Below are 18257 nucleotides of genomic sequence, written 5' to 3' on the forward strand. Positions count from 1 at the left end.
CGCTTTATCGGCGGTCATAGCGAAGAGGATCCACCCGTTCCCATTCCGAACACGGAAGTTAAGCTCTTCAGCGCCAATGGTACTGCACGGGTGACTGTGTGGGAGAGTAGGTCGCCGCCGATTTTTTCTACAGAAAGCCCCGATGAGATCACTCTCATCGGGGCTTTTTTGCGCTTAGGACTCCTACCACCCACCCTCAGAGTTGCTCTTCACCTTTCTCTAAAATCCACGATTGTTCATTTCAGTCAGCATGGATTTCCTATGTTATTGATCAATCTTTTGATATATTAGAGTATTATCAGAAAGTCCCCGGCAGGCACGTGAAAATTCTTCGTCTATCAACCGGTATTCTCATCTCCCAACCTCCGTGGTTATTGGTGGTGCCATGTCTATTCTACCCAAACAGAACGATGCAAAGAGTTCCGCAATGGAACTCCAGGTCAGTGAGATCGACAAACTGTCCAATAAACTATTGGATATAGATCTGCAGCTTAATTCCAATATTCCTACTACCTTATGGATAAGTGACCTGCACGGAGAAGGTGACCGGTTTAAGTCCATTCTCCGCGGCAGATTTGGCATGCTCTTCCAGACGTGCAAGGAAGCCTTGCCCACCACCTTCAGTTCTGAAAAGATCCAATATCTAACGAAGATAATAAGAAAACAACAATATCTTGATGACGACGTGATCCAGATGGACATGCAGGACGTCATTCTCTGTCTGGTACAAGTGCTGAAGTATAAACTCACCAACATTAAATCCCACGACACTGAAATTTTTCGCCCAGAATTTCGAGATGTTATCAGCAGACTTCTCTCGGGACTACCAGTTCCCGACCCCATTTTTGAAGAAAGAATTATTTCCAATCGGTTGATCGCCCACCTGTCCTATACCATTCGCCAAGTGCTTCTTGACCGCATTCAGGTATTGGGTGATGTTTTTGATCGAGGACCACAACCCGACAAAATTCTCAGGATTCTCTCCTCCCATTTTTACCAAAACATGGTCGATTATGTCTTCGGCAACCATGATATCCTCTGGATGGGCGCCGCATCCGGAAACCAATCGCTGGTAGCCGAGGCCCTCCGAATCACCTGCCGTTACGACCACTTCGAATTTTTAAATCGCCTGGGTTTTGAGAGCTCACGATTGGCCGATTTTGCCGAACGGACCTATCCGGTTGAACTGGTGACCGGCAATTTTAAAGCAAAAACCAACAAAGGTCGCTGCATGGAGAAGGCCCTGGCGGTGATCCAATTTAAACTCGAAGAACAGACCATTCGCGATTTCCCAATATACCAAATGGAATCAAGGTTATGGCTGGATCGTTTCGTGGCAATGCTCCACTCAGGAAATACCGAGGCCCTCAACGACAGCCATTTCCCCACTTTAGACTTCAACTCCCCCGGCAGGTTGACACCTGAAGAGCAACAACTCATCGATGAGCTGACCCTGCAGTTCACCAGGAACAAGCGCCTGATGCGCCTTCTCAGATTTCTCTTCACCAAAGGAAAGACCTATCATATCCAAAATAATTTTCTCAATATCCATGCCTTGGTTCCATCCACCGCCGAAGGAGATTTTGAGGAATTTCTTGGCTATAAAGGCAAAGAGCTTCTCAATTTTATCCAGGACACCATCAACCGAGTAGGCAAAAATTACCTTGCCGGCAAGCCACAAAACAAAGACGACCAGGGCCTGTTCTTTTATCTCTGGTGCGGCCCCAGATCACCGTTCTTTGGCAAGCATGCCATGAAGACCTTTGAAAGGTATTTCCTGAAAGACAAGGACTCGCATGCCGAGAGAAGCCTCTTTTGGAAAGATAACATGCAGACCAGCGCCTTCAAAAAAAAGATGCAACAGGAGTTTGGCGTACAACGGGTCATTTTTGGTCATACCCCCGTGAACTACAAAAAAGGCATCCAAATGGCCAGTCAGGATGGCGTGGCGATCAACGTCGACGGCGGATTTGCCGCCGCCTACTATAACCGGGGGCATTCCCTGGTCCATACCCCCCACCAGCTTTACGGCATCATTCTGCCGACCCCGAGCGAGATCATGGAGGCAGAGAGAAGGCTCGAATCGGCACCCCTGGACATCGAGCTTATTGATGAATTTCCGCAACCGATGAAGATTAAGGACACCATCGCCGGTAAGATGCTCAAACAGGAACGAGACGCAATTATGCAGCGGCTTGTACAATTTGCCGAACAAAACGGCTTACATTCAATGCCACATTAACTCCGCACATCTGAACTGTTATGGATACCAACTACGGAATGGAAATTGTCCGGGCGACGGAAATCGCCGCATTGACGGCGGCGCGTTTGCAAGGACTTGGCGATCATATTGATATTCTCAATCAAACCCGCAAGGCGATCACCAAGACATTGAATCGTCTCAGCATTGAGGGTGTCCTGACCAATGATCGTTTCACTGGTCGACCGGAGGTCTATCAACTCCCCGACATATTAGGGAAAGGTGGAGAAAAAACGGACCTCATGACCATTGCCCTTGAGGCCTATCGCAGCGCCGCCGACGGTAAAAATAACTCGACATCCTACGCGGTGATTGCCAAAGCCGGGTCAATTCAGTCAGTTCCCAATCTGAGTATGTATAAGATCGTCGTTGGCCCACAGGTTGGCGAGGTTATTGATATCAACCAGCCGCCGATAATCAATGTAAAACGGGTTGCAAGAGCCTTAAGAAAGTACACCGAAAACGTAACCGTCTGTATTTTGAACAAGGCCCAACACCGAGAGTTGATTAATGAGATCAGAGGCTGTGGGGCACGGATCAAATTGATCGAAGAGGGTGAGGTGTCCGGTTGTCTGGCGGCCATTACCGGTGAAAAAGCAGATATTTACATTGGCTATGGCTTTGCCCCAGAGGCCGTTTTGGTCACCGCCGCCATATGCTGTCTAGGCGGTTACTTTGAAGGAAAAATTATCTACGAAAACAATCACGACCGGGATGAGGCAGCACGGCATGACATCACCGACTACAACAAGATCTTCCGAACCCAGGATTTGATCCGGAGTAAAGAGGTCGCCATTGCCGCAACCGGCATTACCGACGGCGAATTTCTTGAAGGGGTGCGATTCACTGCCAATGGCGCCATAACCAGTTCTTTTGTCGCACGGGGCGAAACCCGGACCTACAGGAAACTCGAAACGCGACATTTCTTCGATTTTAAACCGGTGTTCTAGAAAGACGGCACGTGGAGTATCGCTTCCGTTCGTCTATTCTGTGAACCCATCTCAACTCATCTTTATACCGCAAGGGCATAAGTTTCGTACGAGCAGACAAGCTGCTCAACTCAGCTTTATCAACTCCTTACCCATTGGACCAACAGTATGAAAACAACTCCACCCCTCAATGCCATTTTACAAAGAGACAACACCACCTATGCAATCGTTCCCCGAATTCCCGGAGGATTGCTCAGTCACGACCACCTTCGGGCGATAGCTGATGTCGTCGAAAAATACCACATCCCCATCGTAAAAATAACCTCAGGTCAAAGGCTTGCCCTTGTTGGCCTGAAAGAAGAAGACCTCTCAGCGATCTACGAAGATCTGTCCATGACCCCCGGAAAGGCAACGGAACTTTGTCTCCATTACGTTCAGGCTTGCCCGGGGACGGAGGTCTGCAAGTTCGGCGTACAGGATTCTCTTGGCTTTGGTATAGAGCTGGAAAACCTGCTCTCCACCAGAGACCTCCCGGCAAAACTCAAGGTCGGGGTTTCTGGGTGTCCCTTCTGCTGCAGCGAAAGCTTGGTCAGAGACATCGGCATTTTGGCCAAAAAGACCGGCTGGACCGTATCGTTTGGTGGGCATTCAGGAAAACGCCCCCGTATCGGCGATATCTTTGCCGAAGGCCTGTCTAATGAGGCCACAATTCAGTTGATCAATACATTTCTCGATTTTTATCGGGATAATGGCAAGATCAAGGAGCGCACCTCGCAGTTCGTCGAACGTATCGGGGTCGATGCCGTCAAAGCGCAGATTTTATAGGTGATCTCGTGCCAGGTCAGAGAAACTGACCGCATATAAATTATGCCTTTTTTCAGCGATATCTCTATTGAATCCGCCCCAGCCGCCGATAAGACAAGAAAGGCTCGAGAGACGATTCTAGCAACTTGAGCAATCGGCTCCTCCATAATGACAGCCGTCACGGGATAGTCGAATTATTTCCAGCTATTTCGTGACGACTGGCTGAGCCTTTCTCGGTAATTCACTGGTTTTGTTACTTTCCCATAACGGCTTTATTATCACAGGTAGATATGTCCTGGTACGCAAAGACCTTGCCTCCTGACGCTCAGCTCTCCCAGCTTGGTGCCAGCCCATCCTCGGCAAGTCTGCCGGAGATCGATGATACACCTGTCGAAAGGATTCGCAGCATCATCTCGCCACCACCTTCCTCGGCCGATCAGCAGACCACGCACGGCAATACAGTTTTTGTCGTTGATGACCTCGCCTACGCCCCCAACATGCCGCGGGCGACACACTGGTCGGTTGGCTGGGCCGACCTGATGATGACCATGTTCATTTTATTTCTTGCCCTTTATGCCTATCAAATCGCCAACAAGGAATTTCTCAGTAAATCGGGCACAGAGATTATCGGAGGGGATACCACCGAGGCCCTGCAAACCCTTGACACCGGCAGGGCCACCCTGCCCTTCTCGCCTATTCGTCCAGGCTTGCCATTAATAGCCTCCGGGAAAATCAAGCAGGTCGAAAAAACCGACAAAAACCTCGATCGGGATACCCTTATTGGCAGAGATGCCTCTTTGACTACTGCCCAAAAAACTCCTCAGCAAAAGGGCGAGGAGATTAAAATGCTCCCCGAACCACTTGAAAAAGCACCATTGGAACCGCGACAAATAGCTCTGGTCATCGAAGGTGCACAGAAGCCGCAACCTTTGGCAGTCCCTCCCGTACCGCTTCCGGATGAGGATGTTCTTGGCCCTAACCCGATAATTGCCAACGAACCCGCCCCGTCCCCGGCAGACAAGTTTCAGGATATCTACCGGCTCAGCAAGGGGGCTCTGGAGGAGAATGATCTAGGTAAATTTGCGGCAATTGACATCGTTCCCGATAAAACCGTACGGATCGTCCTCACCTCTGATCTGCTCTTTCAGATCGGCGAGAGTGAGGTATCGATGAGCGCCAGGGAATCCCTGGAAAAAGTGGCCGGCATCATTCGCGCAACCCCGTATATGATCAATGTGGTCGGGCATACCGACAATATCCCCATGCGCTCGAACAGATTTAAAAGTAATTGGGAGCTCTCCGTTGCCAGGGCAAGCTCGGTTGCCCGGTATCTTATTGAAGAAGTGGGAATGGATCCCAATCAATTCGTGGTCAGCGGCTATTCCTCGTATCGCCCCGTCGAGCCAAATACCACTGCGGAAAACCGGGCAAAAAACCGAAGAGTTGAGATTATCATTTCTAAACGACTTCCCGAACCATTGCCGGCAACAGCCGAAAATCTCAGATAACTGCGAGAACATTTTTATGAAATATCACAACCTTCTTGGTCTCTTCCTGAGTATTGCTCTCTTTCTTCTCGGCTTTGCCATAAACGGCAATATCGGCCTGTATTTCAGTCTTTCCGGGGCACTGATCGTCATCTTCGGTACCTTTGCGGCGGCACTTCTCAGCTACAAACTCGACCAGATGCGCAATATCTTCAAGGTTCTCGTCACCGCCTATCGCAAGCCCATCGCCAAGCAAACGGAAATTATCAATATTCTCATTGACCTATCGATTCGTTCACGCATGGAAGGGATACTATCTCTGCAGAATCAGGAAAATGAAACGACTGTCCTGTTTCTCAGGCGGGCCCTCGGTTGTCTGGTCGATGGCTACCGAATTGAACAAATTCGCGACATCTTGAATACCGAGATGTATTTCTTTCGCCTGCGCCGTGAAGACTCCGAGCGGGCAATACGAACTATCGCCAATTATTTTCCGACCTTTGGCCTCATTGGCTCGGTGGTCGGTCTTATAACCATGATTGGCGGCATTGGCGACACATCGGTCATCCTCAAGGCCATTCCCGTAGCCCTCACCTCAACCTTGTACGGTCTGGTGTTTTCGACCTTTTTCTTCCTCCCCTTTGCGGCAACCGTTCGCGAACGTACCAACCAGGAACTCCTCCTGCAAAAAATTATCATGGAGGGAGTCATCGCCATCAGTTCCGAGGTGAATCCAGTTATCCTCAAAACCAAGCTCGAATCCTTCCTCACACCCTCTGACCGGGATACGGAACTTGTCTCGTACGCCAAGCTGAAACAACGCTTCAATATCGAGCGACAGCAAAAAGCTGCAGAAGACGAAGATACCTTCAAGGGCAATATGGACATGGGTACCCTGTAGGCTCGCTATCCGCACCCGCACAGCAAATCCCACCGCAAAACAGCAAGTTGGCCCTACCATTGTTACGCCGCCCCATTACGACCTCGTATCATCACGTTTTTATTAGGATTTTCACAGCTACATATGGCGCCAATTTCCTGTGCAAATTAGCCGTTTCTATGCTAATACTCGCTAACTGTAAAACGATAATAATGTTTCTCAGCGGATCACAAGTACCGGTCTCAGTCGGGTACCTGTACAATAATCTGCCGCAATTGTTACCAAGGATACTAGGACCACTATGAGCGCAGGATTCACCCATCTCCATGTCCATACCCAGTACAGCCTCCTCGACGGGGCCATCCGCATTCCCGACCTCCTTGAGAAATGCAAGGAATACGATATGGACTGCGTCGCCGTCACCGACCATGGGGCGATGTTCGGGGCGCTGGAATTTTATGCCAAGGCGAAAAAGGCCGGGATCAAGCCGATCATCGGCTGTGAGCTGTACATCGCCCCGGGGGATATGCGGGAGAAAAAGGCCATAGACGGCCAAATCGCCTACCATATCGTCCTCCTGGCCATGAATCACACGGGCTATCAGAACCTGATGAAGCTTGCCAGTATCGCCCAGTTCGAGGGTTTTTATTACAAACCGCGCATCGATATGCCGACCCTCCAGGAGCACAACGAGGGCATCATCGCCCTCACTGCCTGCCTGCACGGCCAAGTGCCTTTTTTGATTGGCCGGGGCGATATGAAGAGCGCCAAGGTCAAGGCCAAAGAACTCTGCGATATCTTTGGCGATCGCCTCTATTTCGAGATCCAGGAAAACGGCCTTACCGAACAGCAGAAGGTCAATGAAGGCCTGAAAATTCTCAGTGCCGAAATGGGCATCAAACTGGTGGCGACCAACGATTGCCATTACCTAAATCGCGATGAGGCACATGCCCACGAACTGCTACTCTGTATTCAGACCGGCAAAACCATCAACGACCAGAACCGCTTCAAGTTTTCAACGGATGAGTTGTATTTCAAGTCCCCGGAAACCATGAAGAAGAGCTTTGCTCACTGCCCGGAGGCCATTGCCAATACCCAGGAAATCGCCGCACGCTGCAATCTGGAAATCAATTTTGGTGATTACTATTTCCCGGAATTCCCGGTACCGGAGGGGGAGACCCTGGAGTCGATGTTCAAGTCGGCCTGCTGGGACGGGTTGAAGGGCCGTTTCAATGAGATGCGCAAGGCCGGCACCTTCAACGTCGAGGTCGAGAAAACTTACACCGAGCGATTGAAGACGGAGATTGATGTCATCACCGCTATGGGCTTTCCCGCCTATTTCCTCATTGTCGCCGACTTCATCAACTGGGCGAAAGACCGGGATATCCCGGTCGGTCCGGGCCGCGGTTCGGGTGCAGGGAGCCTGGCCGCCTATGCCATGCGCATCACCAATATCGATCCCATCCCCTATGGCCTCATCTTCGAGCGCTTTCTCAATATCGAGCGCAAGTCGATGCCCGACTTCGATATCGATTTCTGCCAGGAACGACGTGGCGAGGTCATCGACTATGTCCGACAAAAGTACGGCGGCGCCGAACACGTCGCCCAGATCGTCACCTACGGATCGATGAAGGCGCGCGGCGTCATCCGCGACGTCGGCAGGGCCCTCGACATCCCCTACGGCGAAGTGGACAAGGTGGCCAAGCTGATTCCCGACCAGTTGAAGATGACCATTAAAAAGGCCATGGCCGAAGAGCCGAAGCTCCAGGAAGCGGCCGACAGCGATCCACGCATCGCCGAACTGCTGTCGGTGTCAAAGACCCTTGAGGGCCTCGCCCGCCACACCTCGACCCACGCCGCCGGGGTAGTCGTATCGCCCGGGCCGATGACCCAGTATCTCCCGACCTGCCGCGGCAGCAACGACGAGACCCTGACCCAGTATGACATGAAACACACCGAGATGACCGGACTGATCAAGTTCGATTTCCTCGGTTTGAAGACCCTGACGGTCATCGACAAGGCCCTGAAGCATATCAAAAAGGATATCGGTACCGACCTGGATATCAATGCCATCCCCATGGACGATGCCAAGACCTACGACCTCCTCTGCCGGGGCGACGCCCAGGGCGTCTTTCAGCTGGAGAGTTCCGGGATGCGCGAACTCCTGGTGAAGATGGCCCCGGAACAGTTCAGCGATCTTATCGCCCTCGTTGCTTTATACCGCCCCGGCCCACTTGATTCAGGGATGGTTGACGATTTCGTTGAGACCAAACACCGGAGAAAAACCGCCAACTATCCGCTACCGGACATCAAGTCGGTATTGGAGGAGACCTACGGCGTCATCGTCTACCAGGAACAGGTTATGAAAATAGCCAATATCCTGGCAAGTTATTCCCTGGGCGATGCCGATCTCCTGCGCCGGGCGATGGGCAAAAAGATCCCAGAGGCAATGAATGCCGAAAAGGCCAAATTCATGGCCGGAGCGGTGAAAAACGGCCATCCCGCCGACAAGGCCGAGTATATTTTCGACCTTATGGCCAAGTTTGCCGGCTACGGCTTCAACAAATCCCATTCCGCCGCCTACGCCCTGGTCGCCTACCAGACGGCCTACCTCAAGGCCCATTATATGCCGCAGTTCATGGCCGCCCTGCTGTCCTGCGACATGACCAACACTGACAAGGTGGTGCTCTATATCAATGAGTGCAAAGAGCACAATATCGAGGTGTTACCCCCGGATATCAATGAAAGTGTCAAGGATTTCAGCGTCATTAACGACCGCGTCCGCTTTGGCCTGGCGGCGGTGAAGAACGTCGGCGAATCGGCCCTCGACTCGGTCATCGAGGAGCGGGAGAAAAACGGCAAATACACCTCCCTGGGCGATTTCTGCAACCGTATCGACTCCCGCCGGGTGAACAGCCGGGTGATTGATAGTCTGATCAAGTCCGGATCCTTTGACTCTCTCGGTCATAATCGCGCGCAAAATTTTGCCATGATCGACAAGGCCATCGAGCAGGCAAAGGCAGTGCAACGAGATCAACAAAGTGGCCAGATGTCGCTTTTCTCGGTCGGCCCCAAGGAAACCAAGGCGCCGGAAATCGGCACCCTGGTCATGCCCGATGTGCCCGAATGGGATGATCGCAAGAAACTTGCCTTTGAAAAGGAAACCGTCGGTTTTTATATTACCGGCCATCCCCTCGATGCCGCCCTGCCGGAGATTAAAACGGTTATCGACTGCACCATTCAAAATCTGGCCGAGATGACCGACGATCAGCCGGTGCGCATCGGCGGCCTCATCCGCACCTGCAAGAAACATAAAAGTAAGAAAGGTGATCCGATGGCCTTTCTCACCGTAGAGGACATCTACGAATCGGTGGAGGTCGTGGTCTTTCCCGACGCCTACAGCAACTGCGAGGCGATTCTTGCCTCGACCGATCCGGTCATCGTCCAGGGTACGGTGAAAAAGGATGAACGGGGCCCGAAGATCATCGCCGACAGTATCGATTCCCTTCCTGTGGCCAGGGAAAAATACACCGACTCAGCGCGAATACTGCTTGAGGCGGATAAATTATCCAGGCAGCAACTGGAAAAGATCAAGAAGGTACTGTACCAGTTTCACGGCCCCTGCCCCGTTCTCCTCACCTTGCACTTTCCGGGAAGAGGCGAGGTGGATATTGAGGTACTGAAAGACATGACCATTCAACCATGCCGACAACTGACCGACATGGTTGAAGAAATACTGAAGTACAAGGCGGTAACCTTCAGCAAGAAACCGATTGTCCTGGCGCAACGGAAAAAACGCTGGGAGAACAATCAGGCCAAACCGAACTGAGGATCAGGTCTACTCGAAGGAAAGGCCACACTCCGGACAGGCACCGATCGAGGGTGAAAACCGGCTGCCGCAGGCGGGACAGACGGTTTCGGCGGCGGTGGGATCGTAGACAGCTGCGGCATTGCTGAGATCATGGCTATCGAGGGCGGTACTTTTGACGAAATCCTCGGCGAGGACACGCAGGGCCAGATCAACATCACCGCTGCCGATTTGCAGATACATCTCCGGGCCACGGCATCCTTTGCCGCAGCCCGCCGCATCGCCGCCGATAAGTCCCGGCACACCGCCCCGGGCCAAAACTTGCTGCAGGTATTTCATCTCCGGCAAGGGGCCCTGACGAATGGTCACCAAATCAGCGCCAGGCTCTAAAGCCATAACCCGGCGGGAACGTTGGGCCTGCTCCTCCAGTTGTGCCAGCCTGGCAGCCCCGCTGACCATCACCCCACCGCAAGACAGGCAGTTCTCCAGGGCAAGCCGGTATTCTTCGCCACAGGAATAGCAGTAATGCATCGCTGGATCTACGCCATGCCCGGACCGGCTGGCCTGTGCTCCAGCTGAATCCTTATCCCCTGCTTTTTTCCGGAAGAATTTCAAGAACATAGTATTCCTTGCAAAAATGGTCAACCCCAAATCGATACTAAAGGATATATCGACTAAGGTCTTGATTTTTAACGATATCAGAGAGCTGCTTGCGCACATATTCGGCTGTCACCACAAACCGCGTGTCACCGAGGTCCGAGGCATCGAAGGATAAGGTGTCGAGCACCCGTTCCATAACCGTATGCAGGCGCCGGGCGCCAATCTCCTCCGTGGTTTCATTGACCTCAACGGCAATAGCGGCGATTTCTTCAATGGCGGCATCTTCGAAAAACAAGTCGACCCCTTCGGTCTGCATCAGGGCCACGTATTGCTTGATCAGGGCATTTTCCGGCTCTGTCAAGATGCGGATGAACTCCTCCTTGCCAAGGGAATGCAGCTCGACCCGAATCGGAAAACGGCCCTGCAATTCCGGAATAAGATCGGAGGGTTTGCTCATGTGAAAAGCGCCGCTGGCAATGAATAAAATGTGGTCGGTCTTCACCATGCCGTGCTTGGTGGTCACCGTTGCCCCCTCAACAATCGGTAAGAGATCACGCTGCACGCCTTCCCGTGACACCTCGGGGCCGTGCGAACCACCACCGCCGCGCGAGGCAATTTTATCGATTTCATCAAGAAAGATAATGCCCGATTCCTCCGTTCGCCGCAGGGCCTCCTTGATGACCTTATCCATGTCAACGAGCTTTTCCATCTCCTCTTTCTTGACCGCCGCCATCGCCTCAGGCACCTTCATCTTGCGGTTTTTCTTCTTCCGCGGAAAAATCTTACTAAAGGCGTCCTGCAGGCTGGACTGCATGTCCTCCATGCCGGAGGTCGTCATGATCTCCACCATCGGCATGGACTTCGACTCACTGAGAGAAACCTCGATCTCCCGATCATCAAGCTTGCCGTCGCGGAGCATTGTTCGGAATTTCTCTCTGGTGGAATTTTCCACCGGAGCATTTTTTTTCACAGGCAGATCAGCATCCTGGATGGTAAAGGAATGGCCGCCTTCCGGCCCCATGGTAGATAATGATCCCGGCCCGGGCGGAAGCAGGAGGTCGAGCATGCGGTCCTCGGCATTGGCGGCAGCGATCCCCTCGATGCGATTCTTTTCTTCTTCCTTCACCATATTAATTGCAAGATCAACGAGATCCCTGACCATCGACTCAACATCCCTGCCGACATATCCCACCTCGGTATACTTCGAGGCCTCGACCTTAATAAACGGCGACTGGGCGAGGGTGGCCAGCCGCCTGGCTATCTCTGTCTTGCCGACGCCCGTCGGACCGATCATAATAATATTCTTTGGCGCTATCTCTTCCCGTAGGGGCGAAGGAACGTGCCGCCGCCGCCAGCGGTTGCGCAGGGCGATGGCCACCGAACGCTTGGCCGCCGCTTGACCGACAATGTATTTATCCAGTTCGGTTAGTATTTCCTTCGGGGTGAACGACTGATTTGCACTCATATCTTTTCAACGATGATTGAATTATTGGTGAATACACAAATATTTCCGGCAATTTCCATGGCTGCCCGGCAGATCGCCTCCGCGTCCAGATCGCTGTGCTCAACGAGGGCCAGGGCCGCAGCCTGAGCATAGGGACCACCGGAGCCTATTGCCAAAATCCCTTTGTCCGCTTCTATGACATCTCCGGTGCCCGAAAGAAGAAGAGAATGATCCTTATCAACGGCGATGAGCATCGCCTCAAGCTTTCTCAGGTATTTGTCGGTTCGCCAGTCCTTGGCTAGTTCCACCGCCGCCCTGAGCAGATTGCCGCTATGCTGTTCAAGCTTTTGCTCCAACCTGTCAAAGAGGGTAAAGGCATCGGCGGTCGCCCCGGCAAATCCGGTAATGACTTGGTCGTGGTACAGCCTGCGCACCTTGCGGGCATGGTGTTTCATGATGGTGTTGCCAAGAGACACCTGACCGTCTCCGGCCAGGGCAACCTGCCCTTTATGGCGCACCGCCAGTATGGTTGTCGATCGTATCTTCATTGCTGTTCTTTTCCAGTTTAAAACGTCAATTATTCTTTGGGGTTCGATAGGGGGTGAGCCTTATCGTAGACATTGGCCAGATGGTCTAGGGTTAGATGGGTATAGCGCTGGGTGGTCGACAGGCTGGCGTGACCGAGAAGTTCCTGGACCGAGCGAAGGTCGGCTCCCATCTCCAGGAGATGGGTGGCAAAGGAATGGCGCAGGGCATGAGGGGTAACGATCTGCGAGATCCCCGCCCGTTCTCCGTAGCCCTTCACCATCCGCTCAACACTCCGGGTGGTCAGACGGGTTCCCCGGCCATTTAAAAACATCGCATCCTGCTCAACCGGCAGCCCCCGTTCGGCCCGTTCGCGAATCAACTGCAATCGCTGCGGCAACCAACCATTAACCGCTTCAATTGCCGGCAGACCAACGGGAACCAATCGCTCTTTATTTCCTTTGCCCCGTACCCTAAGCACTTCCGTGGTGAAATCAAGATCATCAAGATTCCGCGACGCCAGTTCGGAAACCCGCATCCCTGTTGAATAAAGCAGCTCAAGCATAGCCCTGTCGCGGAACATATAGGCATCTTGCCCCCCAGGGGCTTCAAGGAGAGCGAAGGTCTCATCGACGGTAAGAAAAACCGGGATAAAGCGCCCGGCCTTCGGACCGGTGATGCCAATAAGCGGATCAGAGGCGACCATGCCTCGTCGTACGGCAAAACGAAAAAAGGTCCTCAGGGCTGAGAGTTTTCTGGCCACTGAAGCACTGCTATTGTGACCGTGCAGGCTAACGATAAATGAGCGGACATTCTGAGCAGATATCGATTCAAGAGCTACCTCCTCACCCACTAACGCGAAAAACTCGCTAAGATCACGACGGTAGCCGACGACAGTATGTTCCGAATAACCTTTTTCCGTCGCCAGCCAGCCGGTAAAAAGTTCAAGTGCTTGTATCATCTCTTCCAACAACGATAAAAGATAGCCACCATCGTCTTGACCTCGGCGGCAGCCTCAAAGGAAAACATTCCCTTCGACTTCCACCCTCTAAGGGAATATTGGGTGCTTTTTTCTGTCATATATGATTTGTTTACGCTCATGGCAAAGCGACCTTCCTGGCGGTAGTTCTAGCCCGAAAGATCACCCGAAGCAACCCCCTTTTGCTCTAACCCGACCTGTTGAATATGGCAAAAAAATCCTTTGAAGCGGCCCTGGCAAGACTGGAACAGATCACCGAAGAACTGGCCAGTGGTGATGAAAGCCTGGAAAGCAGCCTGAAAAAGTTCGATGAAGGCATAAAACTCGCCAGTTTTTGCAATGAACAGCTGCGTGAGGCGCGCGCCAAGATTGAGATATTGCTGGAGAAAGACGGCAAACTCGAAGCCAGCCCCTTTGAAGGACCGGAAAATGAACATAAAGAAGTATCTGCATAGCAAGCAGCGAACCGTCGAAGAAGGCCTGGCAACCTTCATGCTGGCGGCAGATGGATCTTTTTCCAGTCATATCGAAGCTATGCGCTACAGTCTCTTTGCCGGGGGAAAAAGGATTCGGCCAATTCTCTGCCTGGCGGCCGGCGAGGCCCTGGATGACAGCCCGGAGATGGCGAATACCCTTCTGCCGATAGCCTGCGCCCTGGAATGTATCCATACCTATTCCCTCATCCACGATGACTTGCCGGCCATGGACAACGATGAACTGCGGCGCGGCAAACCGACCAACCACATCCTCTTTGGCGAGGCCGGGGCAATCCTTGCCGGTGACGGTCTATTAACCTTCGCCTTCGATCTGCTCAGCAACACGGCAATCTCCGCTATACCAGCTGAAAACCGTCTAAGGATAATCCAGAAGATCGCCAGGGCAGCTGGGCCACTGGGCATGGTAGGCGGGCAAGCGCTTGATATCGAAAGCGAAAAGGTCGCTGTACCCTTTCCCGTCCTGCAAACCATTCATAAAGCCAAGACCGGGGCCTTGATAACCTGCTCGGTACAGGCGGGAGCCATTGGTGCGAGTGCGTCCCTTGATCAGGTTGAAAGACTCACCGTTTACGGGGAGAAGATTGGCCTTGCCTTTCAAATTGTTGACGATATGCTGAATGTCACCTCTACTACGGAACAACTTGGCAAGGCCGCCGGCTCCGATGCCAACCGCGGCAAGGCGACCTATCCTGCCTTTTTCGGTATCGAAAAAACCAAGGTGATGGCTAAGGAGGCGGTTGATGAGGCTCTGGACGCCCTCAGGGATTTTGACCATAAGGCCGATCCACTCCGCCAGATTGCCACCTATATTTATACCCGGAGTAATTGAACGTTTCCGCTATTTGCGAGCCGAAAAAAACGGCCGCAGATCGCTGAACGTGATGACATGTATTATTATTCATTTATTGAGCCACCCTGTCATGCGTGAGAATGCCGCAATGAAACGAATATGGGCTCGCAGGTTTGTGTAGAAAAGTTATGTCAAAGTCCACTGCAACACTGTCGCCCCCAAAAACTCTCCTTGAGAGAATTGATTCGCCCGCCGATATCCGCAAGCTCGCCCTGCCGCAACTCCAGGAACTTGCTCAGGATATTCGCGACCTCATTGTTGAGACGGTAGCCCGCACCGGCGGCCACCTGGCGCCGAGCCTCGGAGTGGTCGAGCTGACTATCGCCCTGCACTACGTCTTCGACACGCCGCTTGATAAGCTGATTTGGGATGTCGGCCACCAAAGCTACGCCCACAAGATCCTCACCGGCAGACGGGAACAATTCGGATCACTCCGACAATATAAGGGGATGAGTGGCTTCCCCAAATTTAAGGAGAGCATCTACGATGCCTTCGAAACCGGACACAGCTCGACCTCCATCTCAGCCGCCCTGGGTATAACCCTGGCCAAGGACCTCAAGCGCGACCCACACCGGGCTATCGCGGTGATCGGTGATGGCTCGATGACCGCCGGACTGGCCTTTGAGGCCCTCAACCACGCCGGCCATCTTGACAAGGATCTCATCGTCATCCTCAACGACAACGAGATGTCCATTTCGCCAAACGTCGGTGCGCTTTCGAGTTTTCTCAGCCGCAAACTCACCGGCAAGACGATGAGCCGGGTCAAGGCCCATCTCGTTGAAAAACTGCAGATTTCCGATGTTGGAGAAAACATTCTCAACATCCTCCGCAAAAGCGAGGAAAGCTTCAAGAGCTTCTTTACCCCCGGCATGCTCTTTGAGGCATTTAAGTTCAATTATATCGGTCCGATAGATGGCCATAATCTCGGGGACCTTCTGGAAACCCTGGAGACGGTTCGCGACAACTCCCAAGGCCCCATGCTCATTCATGTCCTCACCAAGAAAGGCATGGGCTATGAGCCGGCGGAACGGAATCCCGGCATCTTCCACGGTATTGGCCCCTTCGATATCCTCAGCGGCACTCCCCATAAATCGACGGGGGCGGCAAGTTATACCCAGGTCTTTGGTGACACCATCACTGCCATGGCGAAAAATGACGACAAAATCATCGCCATTTCTGCGGCCATGGTCTCCGGTACCGGGCTGAGCAAGTTTGCCCAGACCTTCCCGAATCGTTTTTTTGATGTGGGGATTGCCGAGCAGCATGCCCTGACCTTTGCCGCCGGCCTGGCAGTGGAAGGAATGCGACCGGTGGTAGCCATCTATTCCACCTTTTTTCAGCGCGCCCTCGATCAAATTATCCACGATATCTGCATTCCCAACCTTTCGGTCACCCTGGCCATCGACCGGGCAGGTGTGGTCGGCGACGACGGCCCGACCCATCACGGGGTCTTCGACATGTCATTCCTCCGCTTCATCCCCAACATGATTGTCATGGCCCCAAAAGATGAGCAGGAGCTTCAGCACATGCTCTATACCGCCGTCTACCACAACGGCCCGGCCGCCGTTCGCTATCCGCGGGGACCGGGGTATAATGTGCCTTTGGCTGAAACCTTAGTGAAGATGGAGATCGGCAAGGGAGAACTGCTGCGCCCAGGCGACGACATTCTGCTGTTGCCAGTAGGCAACCGGGTATATCCGGCCATGGAGGCCGCCGAGGGCCTGGAGAAGATCGGCATCAAGGCCGCAGTCATCAATCCACGCTTTGTCAAACCCCTCGATGCCGACCTTATCTGCCACTGGGCTCAGCATACGGCACGAGTTGTCACCATTGAAGACGGTTCCCGCCTCGGCGGGTTCGGCAGCTCGGTGCTCGAACTCCTCAGCCTCCGCGGCCTCTACTCTGTCCAGACCTGCATGCTCGGCCATCCCGACAACTTCGTTGAACATGGCCCCCAGCATACCCTGTGGAAGAACAGCCAGATTGATCCGCCGGCAATCATCCGGGCGGCGATCAAGCTAACCGGCAAAGAAGCGTAGCCGCTACCCTACAAAACCAAAAAGGCCGGCTCCGTTGACACGGTGCCGGCCTTTTTTTGCGGAGCTACTGCAGCAATAAAACGGATCAGATTTTAAAATACTCCTTGTACCACTGCACAAATTTCCCTATCCCGTATTCCAGGGTCGTTCCCGGTTTGTAGTGGAAATCCCGCACGAGATCATCAACATCGGCATAGGTTGCCGGGACATCACCAGGCTGCATCGGCAGAAACCGCTTTTCCGCCTTCTTCCCCAGTGCCTCTTCAAGCACCTCGATATAGCGCAGCAGCTTTTCTTTGTTATTATTACCGATATTATACACCCGATACGGACAATAGGATGTGGCCGGATCGGGGCTGTCGCCCCGCCATTCAGGATTGGCCTGCGGGGGGTGTTGAATTACCCGGAAGACACCCTCGACTATATCATCGATATATGTGAAATCCCTCTCCATATTGCCGTTATTAAAGACATCGATGGGCCGGTTTTCAAGAATTGCCCGGGTGAACAGGAACAAGGCCATATCCGGACGGCCCCATGGCCCATAAACCGTGAAAAACCGCAGGCCGGTAGTCGGTAGGTTAAAAAGATGGCTGTAGGTATGGGCCATCAACTCGTTGGCCTTCTTCGAGGCGGCATACAACGACACCGGATGATCGACATTATCATGGACGGAAAAGGGCATCTTGGTGTTGGCACCGTACACGGAACTCGATGAGGCATAGACAAAATGCTTCACCCCGGAATGCCTGCATCCTTCGAGGATGTTGACGAAACCGACCAGATTGGTATCAACATAGGAATGGGGATTAATGAGCGAATAGCGAACGCCAGCCTGGGCGGCCAGGTTGACCACGGCGTCAAAACGGTGCTCCTGGAAGAGTCTGGCCACCGCGTCGCGGTCGGCAAGTTCAACATTGACGTGGCGAAACATCGGCCCCGCCGCGAGTTCTGCCATCCGGTCCCTTTTCAGCTGTGGGTCATAATAGTCATTGAGATTATCCAAGCCGACAACCTCGGCTCCACCGGCGATCAGTTTTTGCGATAAATGCGCCCCAATAAAACCGGCCGCGCCGGTGATCAGTATCTTTTTCATTATCATGTTATTGTTTTATTAACTTTCCGGCATCATGCCCTGTCCCACATCCCCGGGAC

General features: G+C 52.9%; 14 protein-coding genes and 1 rRNA gene. 10 read left to right on the forward strand and 5 right to left on the reverse strand.

Features of this window, described 5'->3' with window-relative positions; genetic code table 11:
• Positions 1–6 precede the first annotated feature (6 nt).
• The 7 genes from rrf to dnaE all read left to right on the forward strand — a co-directional run bounded on the left by rrf (position 7) and on the right by dnaE (position 10189).
• A 5S ribosomal RNA gene (rrf, locus tag OEL83_16185) occupies positions 7–123 on the forward strand.
• 262 nt (positions 124–385) lie between these two features.
• Complete coding sequence (locus OEL83_16190; protein ID MDK9708583.1) at positions 386–2242, forward strand: fructose-1,6-bisphosphatase; 1857 nt, start codon at positions 386–388, stop codon at positions 2240–2242.
• A gap of 20 nt (positions 2243–2262) precedes the next feature.
• Positions 2263–3210: a fructose-bisphosphatase class II family protein gene (locus OEL83_16195; GenBank protein ID MDK9708584.1), complete on the forward strand. Its 948-nt coding sequence runs from the start codon at positions 2263–2265 to the stop codon at positions 3208–3210.
• A gap of 147 nt (positions 3211–3357) precedes the next feature.
• Positions 3358–4014, forward strand: a complete 657-nt coding sequence (locus OEL83_16200) for an NAD(P)/FAD-dependent oxidoreductase (protein ID MDK9708585.1) — start codon at positions 3358–3360, stop codon at positions 4012–4014.
• Between the two features lie 269 nt (positions 4015–4283).
• Positions 4284–5501, forward strand: coding sequence for an OmpA family protein (locus OEL83_16205; protein ID MDK9708586.1), 1218 nt, complete (start codon positions 4284–4286; stop codon positions 5499–5501).
• 16 nt (positions 5502–5517) lie between these two features.
• Entirely contained in the window at positions 5518–6381 is an 864-nt protein-coding gene (locus OEL83_16210; protein MDK9708587.1) for a MotA/TolQ/ExbB proton channel family protein, read from the forward strand.
• Between the two features lie 280 nt (positions 6382–6661).
• Positions 6662–10189 (forward strand): DNA polymerase III subunit alpha, encoded by a 3528-nt coding sequence (gene dnaE, locus OEL83_16215; protein MDK9708588.1) that lies wholly within the window; start codon positions 6662–6664, stop codon positions 10187–10189.
• A 9-nt stretch (positions 10190–10198) separates the two neighbouring features.
• Here dnaE and OEL83_16220 read toward each other — a convergent pair whose 3' ends face one another.
• The 4 genes from OEL83_16220 to OEL83_16235 are packed head-to-tail and all read right to left on the reverse strand — an operon-like array spanning position 10199 to position 13698.
• Positions 10199–10789, reverse strand: coding sequence for a hypothetical protein (locus OEL83_16220; GenBank protein ID MDK9708589.1), 591 nt, complete (start codon positions 10787–10789; stop codon positions 10199–10201).
• Between the two features lie 37 nt (positions 10790–10826).
• The gene (hslU, locus tag OEL83_16225; GenBank protein MDK9708590.1) at positions 10827–12233 is read right to left on the reverse strand and encodes an ATP-dependent protease ATPase subunit HslU; all 1407 of its coding nucleotides are present in this window, start codon (positions 12231–12233) and stop codon (positions 10827–10829) included.
• The gene (hslV, locus tag OEL83_16230) at positions 12230–12760 is read right to left on the reverse strand and encodes an ATP-dependent protease subunit HslV (protein MDK9708591.1); all 531 of its coding nucleotides are present in this window, start codon (positions 12758–12760) and stop codon (positions 12230–12232) included. The genes hslU and hslV overlap by 4 nt, the downstream gene beginning before the upstream one ends.
• Positions 12761–12789: 29 nt before the next feature.
• Positions 12790–13698 (reverse strand): tyrosine recombinase XerC, encoded by a 909-nt coding sequence (locus OEL83_16235; GenBank protein MDK9708592.1) that lies wholly within the window; start codon positions 13696–13698, stop codon positions 12790–12792.
• Positions 13699–13922: 224 nt separating this feature from the next.
• On the opposite strand from OEL83_16235, the gene OEL83_16240 reads away from it, so the two are divergent.
• The 3 genes from OEL83_16240 (at position 13923) to dxs (ending at position 17102) form a co-directional block, all read left to right on the forward strand.
• Positions 13923–14171, forward strand: a complete 249-nt coding sequence (locus OEL83_16240) for an exodeoxyribonuclease VII small subunit (protein MDK9708593.1) — start codon at positions 13923–13925, stop codon at positions 14169–14171.
• Entirely contained in the window at positions 14146–15042 is an 897-nt protein-coding gene (locus OEL83_16245; protein MDK9708594.1) for a polyprenyl synthetase family protein, read from the forward strand. Before OEL83_16240 ends, OEL83_16245 begins: the two co-directional genes overlap by 26 nt.
• Positions 15043–15191: 149 nt before the next feature.
• On the forward strand, positions 15192–17102 hold the full coding sequence (gene dxs, locus OEL83_16250) for a 1-deoxy-D-xylulose-5-phosphate synthase (GenBank protein ID MDK9708595.1): 1911 nt from the start codon (positions 15192–15194) through the stop codon (positions 17100–17102).
• 85 nt (positions 17103–17187) lie between these two features.
• Here dxs and OEL83_16255 read toward each other — a convergent pair whose 3' ends face one another.
• Positions 17188–18204 carry an NAD-dependent epimerase gene (locus tag OEL83_16255; GenBank protein ID MDK9708596.1) on the reverse strand — a complete coding sequence of 339 codons (1017 nt, stop codon included), beginning with the start codon at positions 18202–18204 and terminating at the stop codon, positions 17188–17190.
• Positions 18205–18257: the final 53 nt, after the last annotated feature.

This window comes from Desulforhopalus sp. (genome assembly GCA_030247675.1).
Lineage (GTDB): Bacteria > Desulfobacterota > Desulfobulbia > Desulfobulbales > Desulfocapsaceae > Desulforhopalus_A.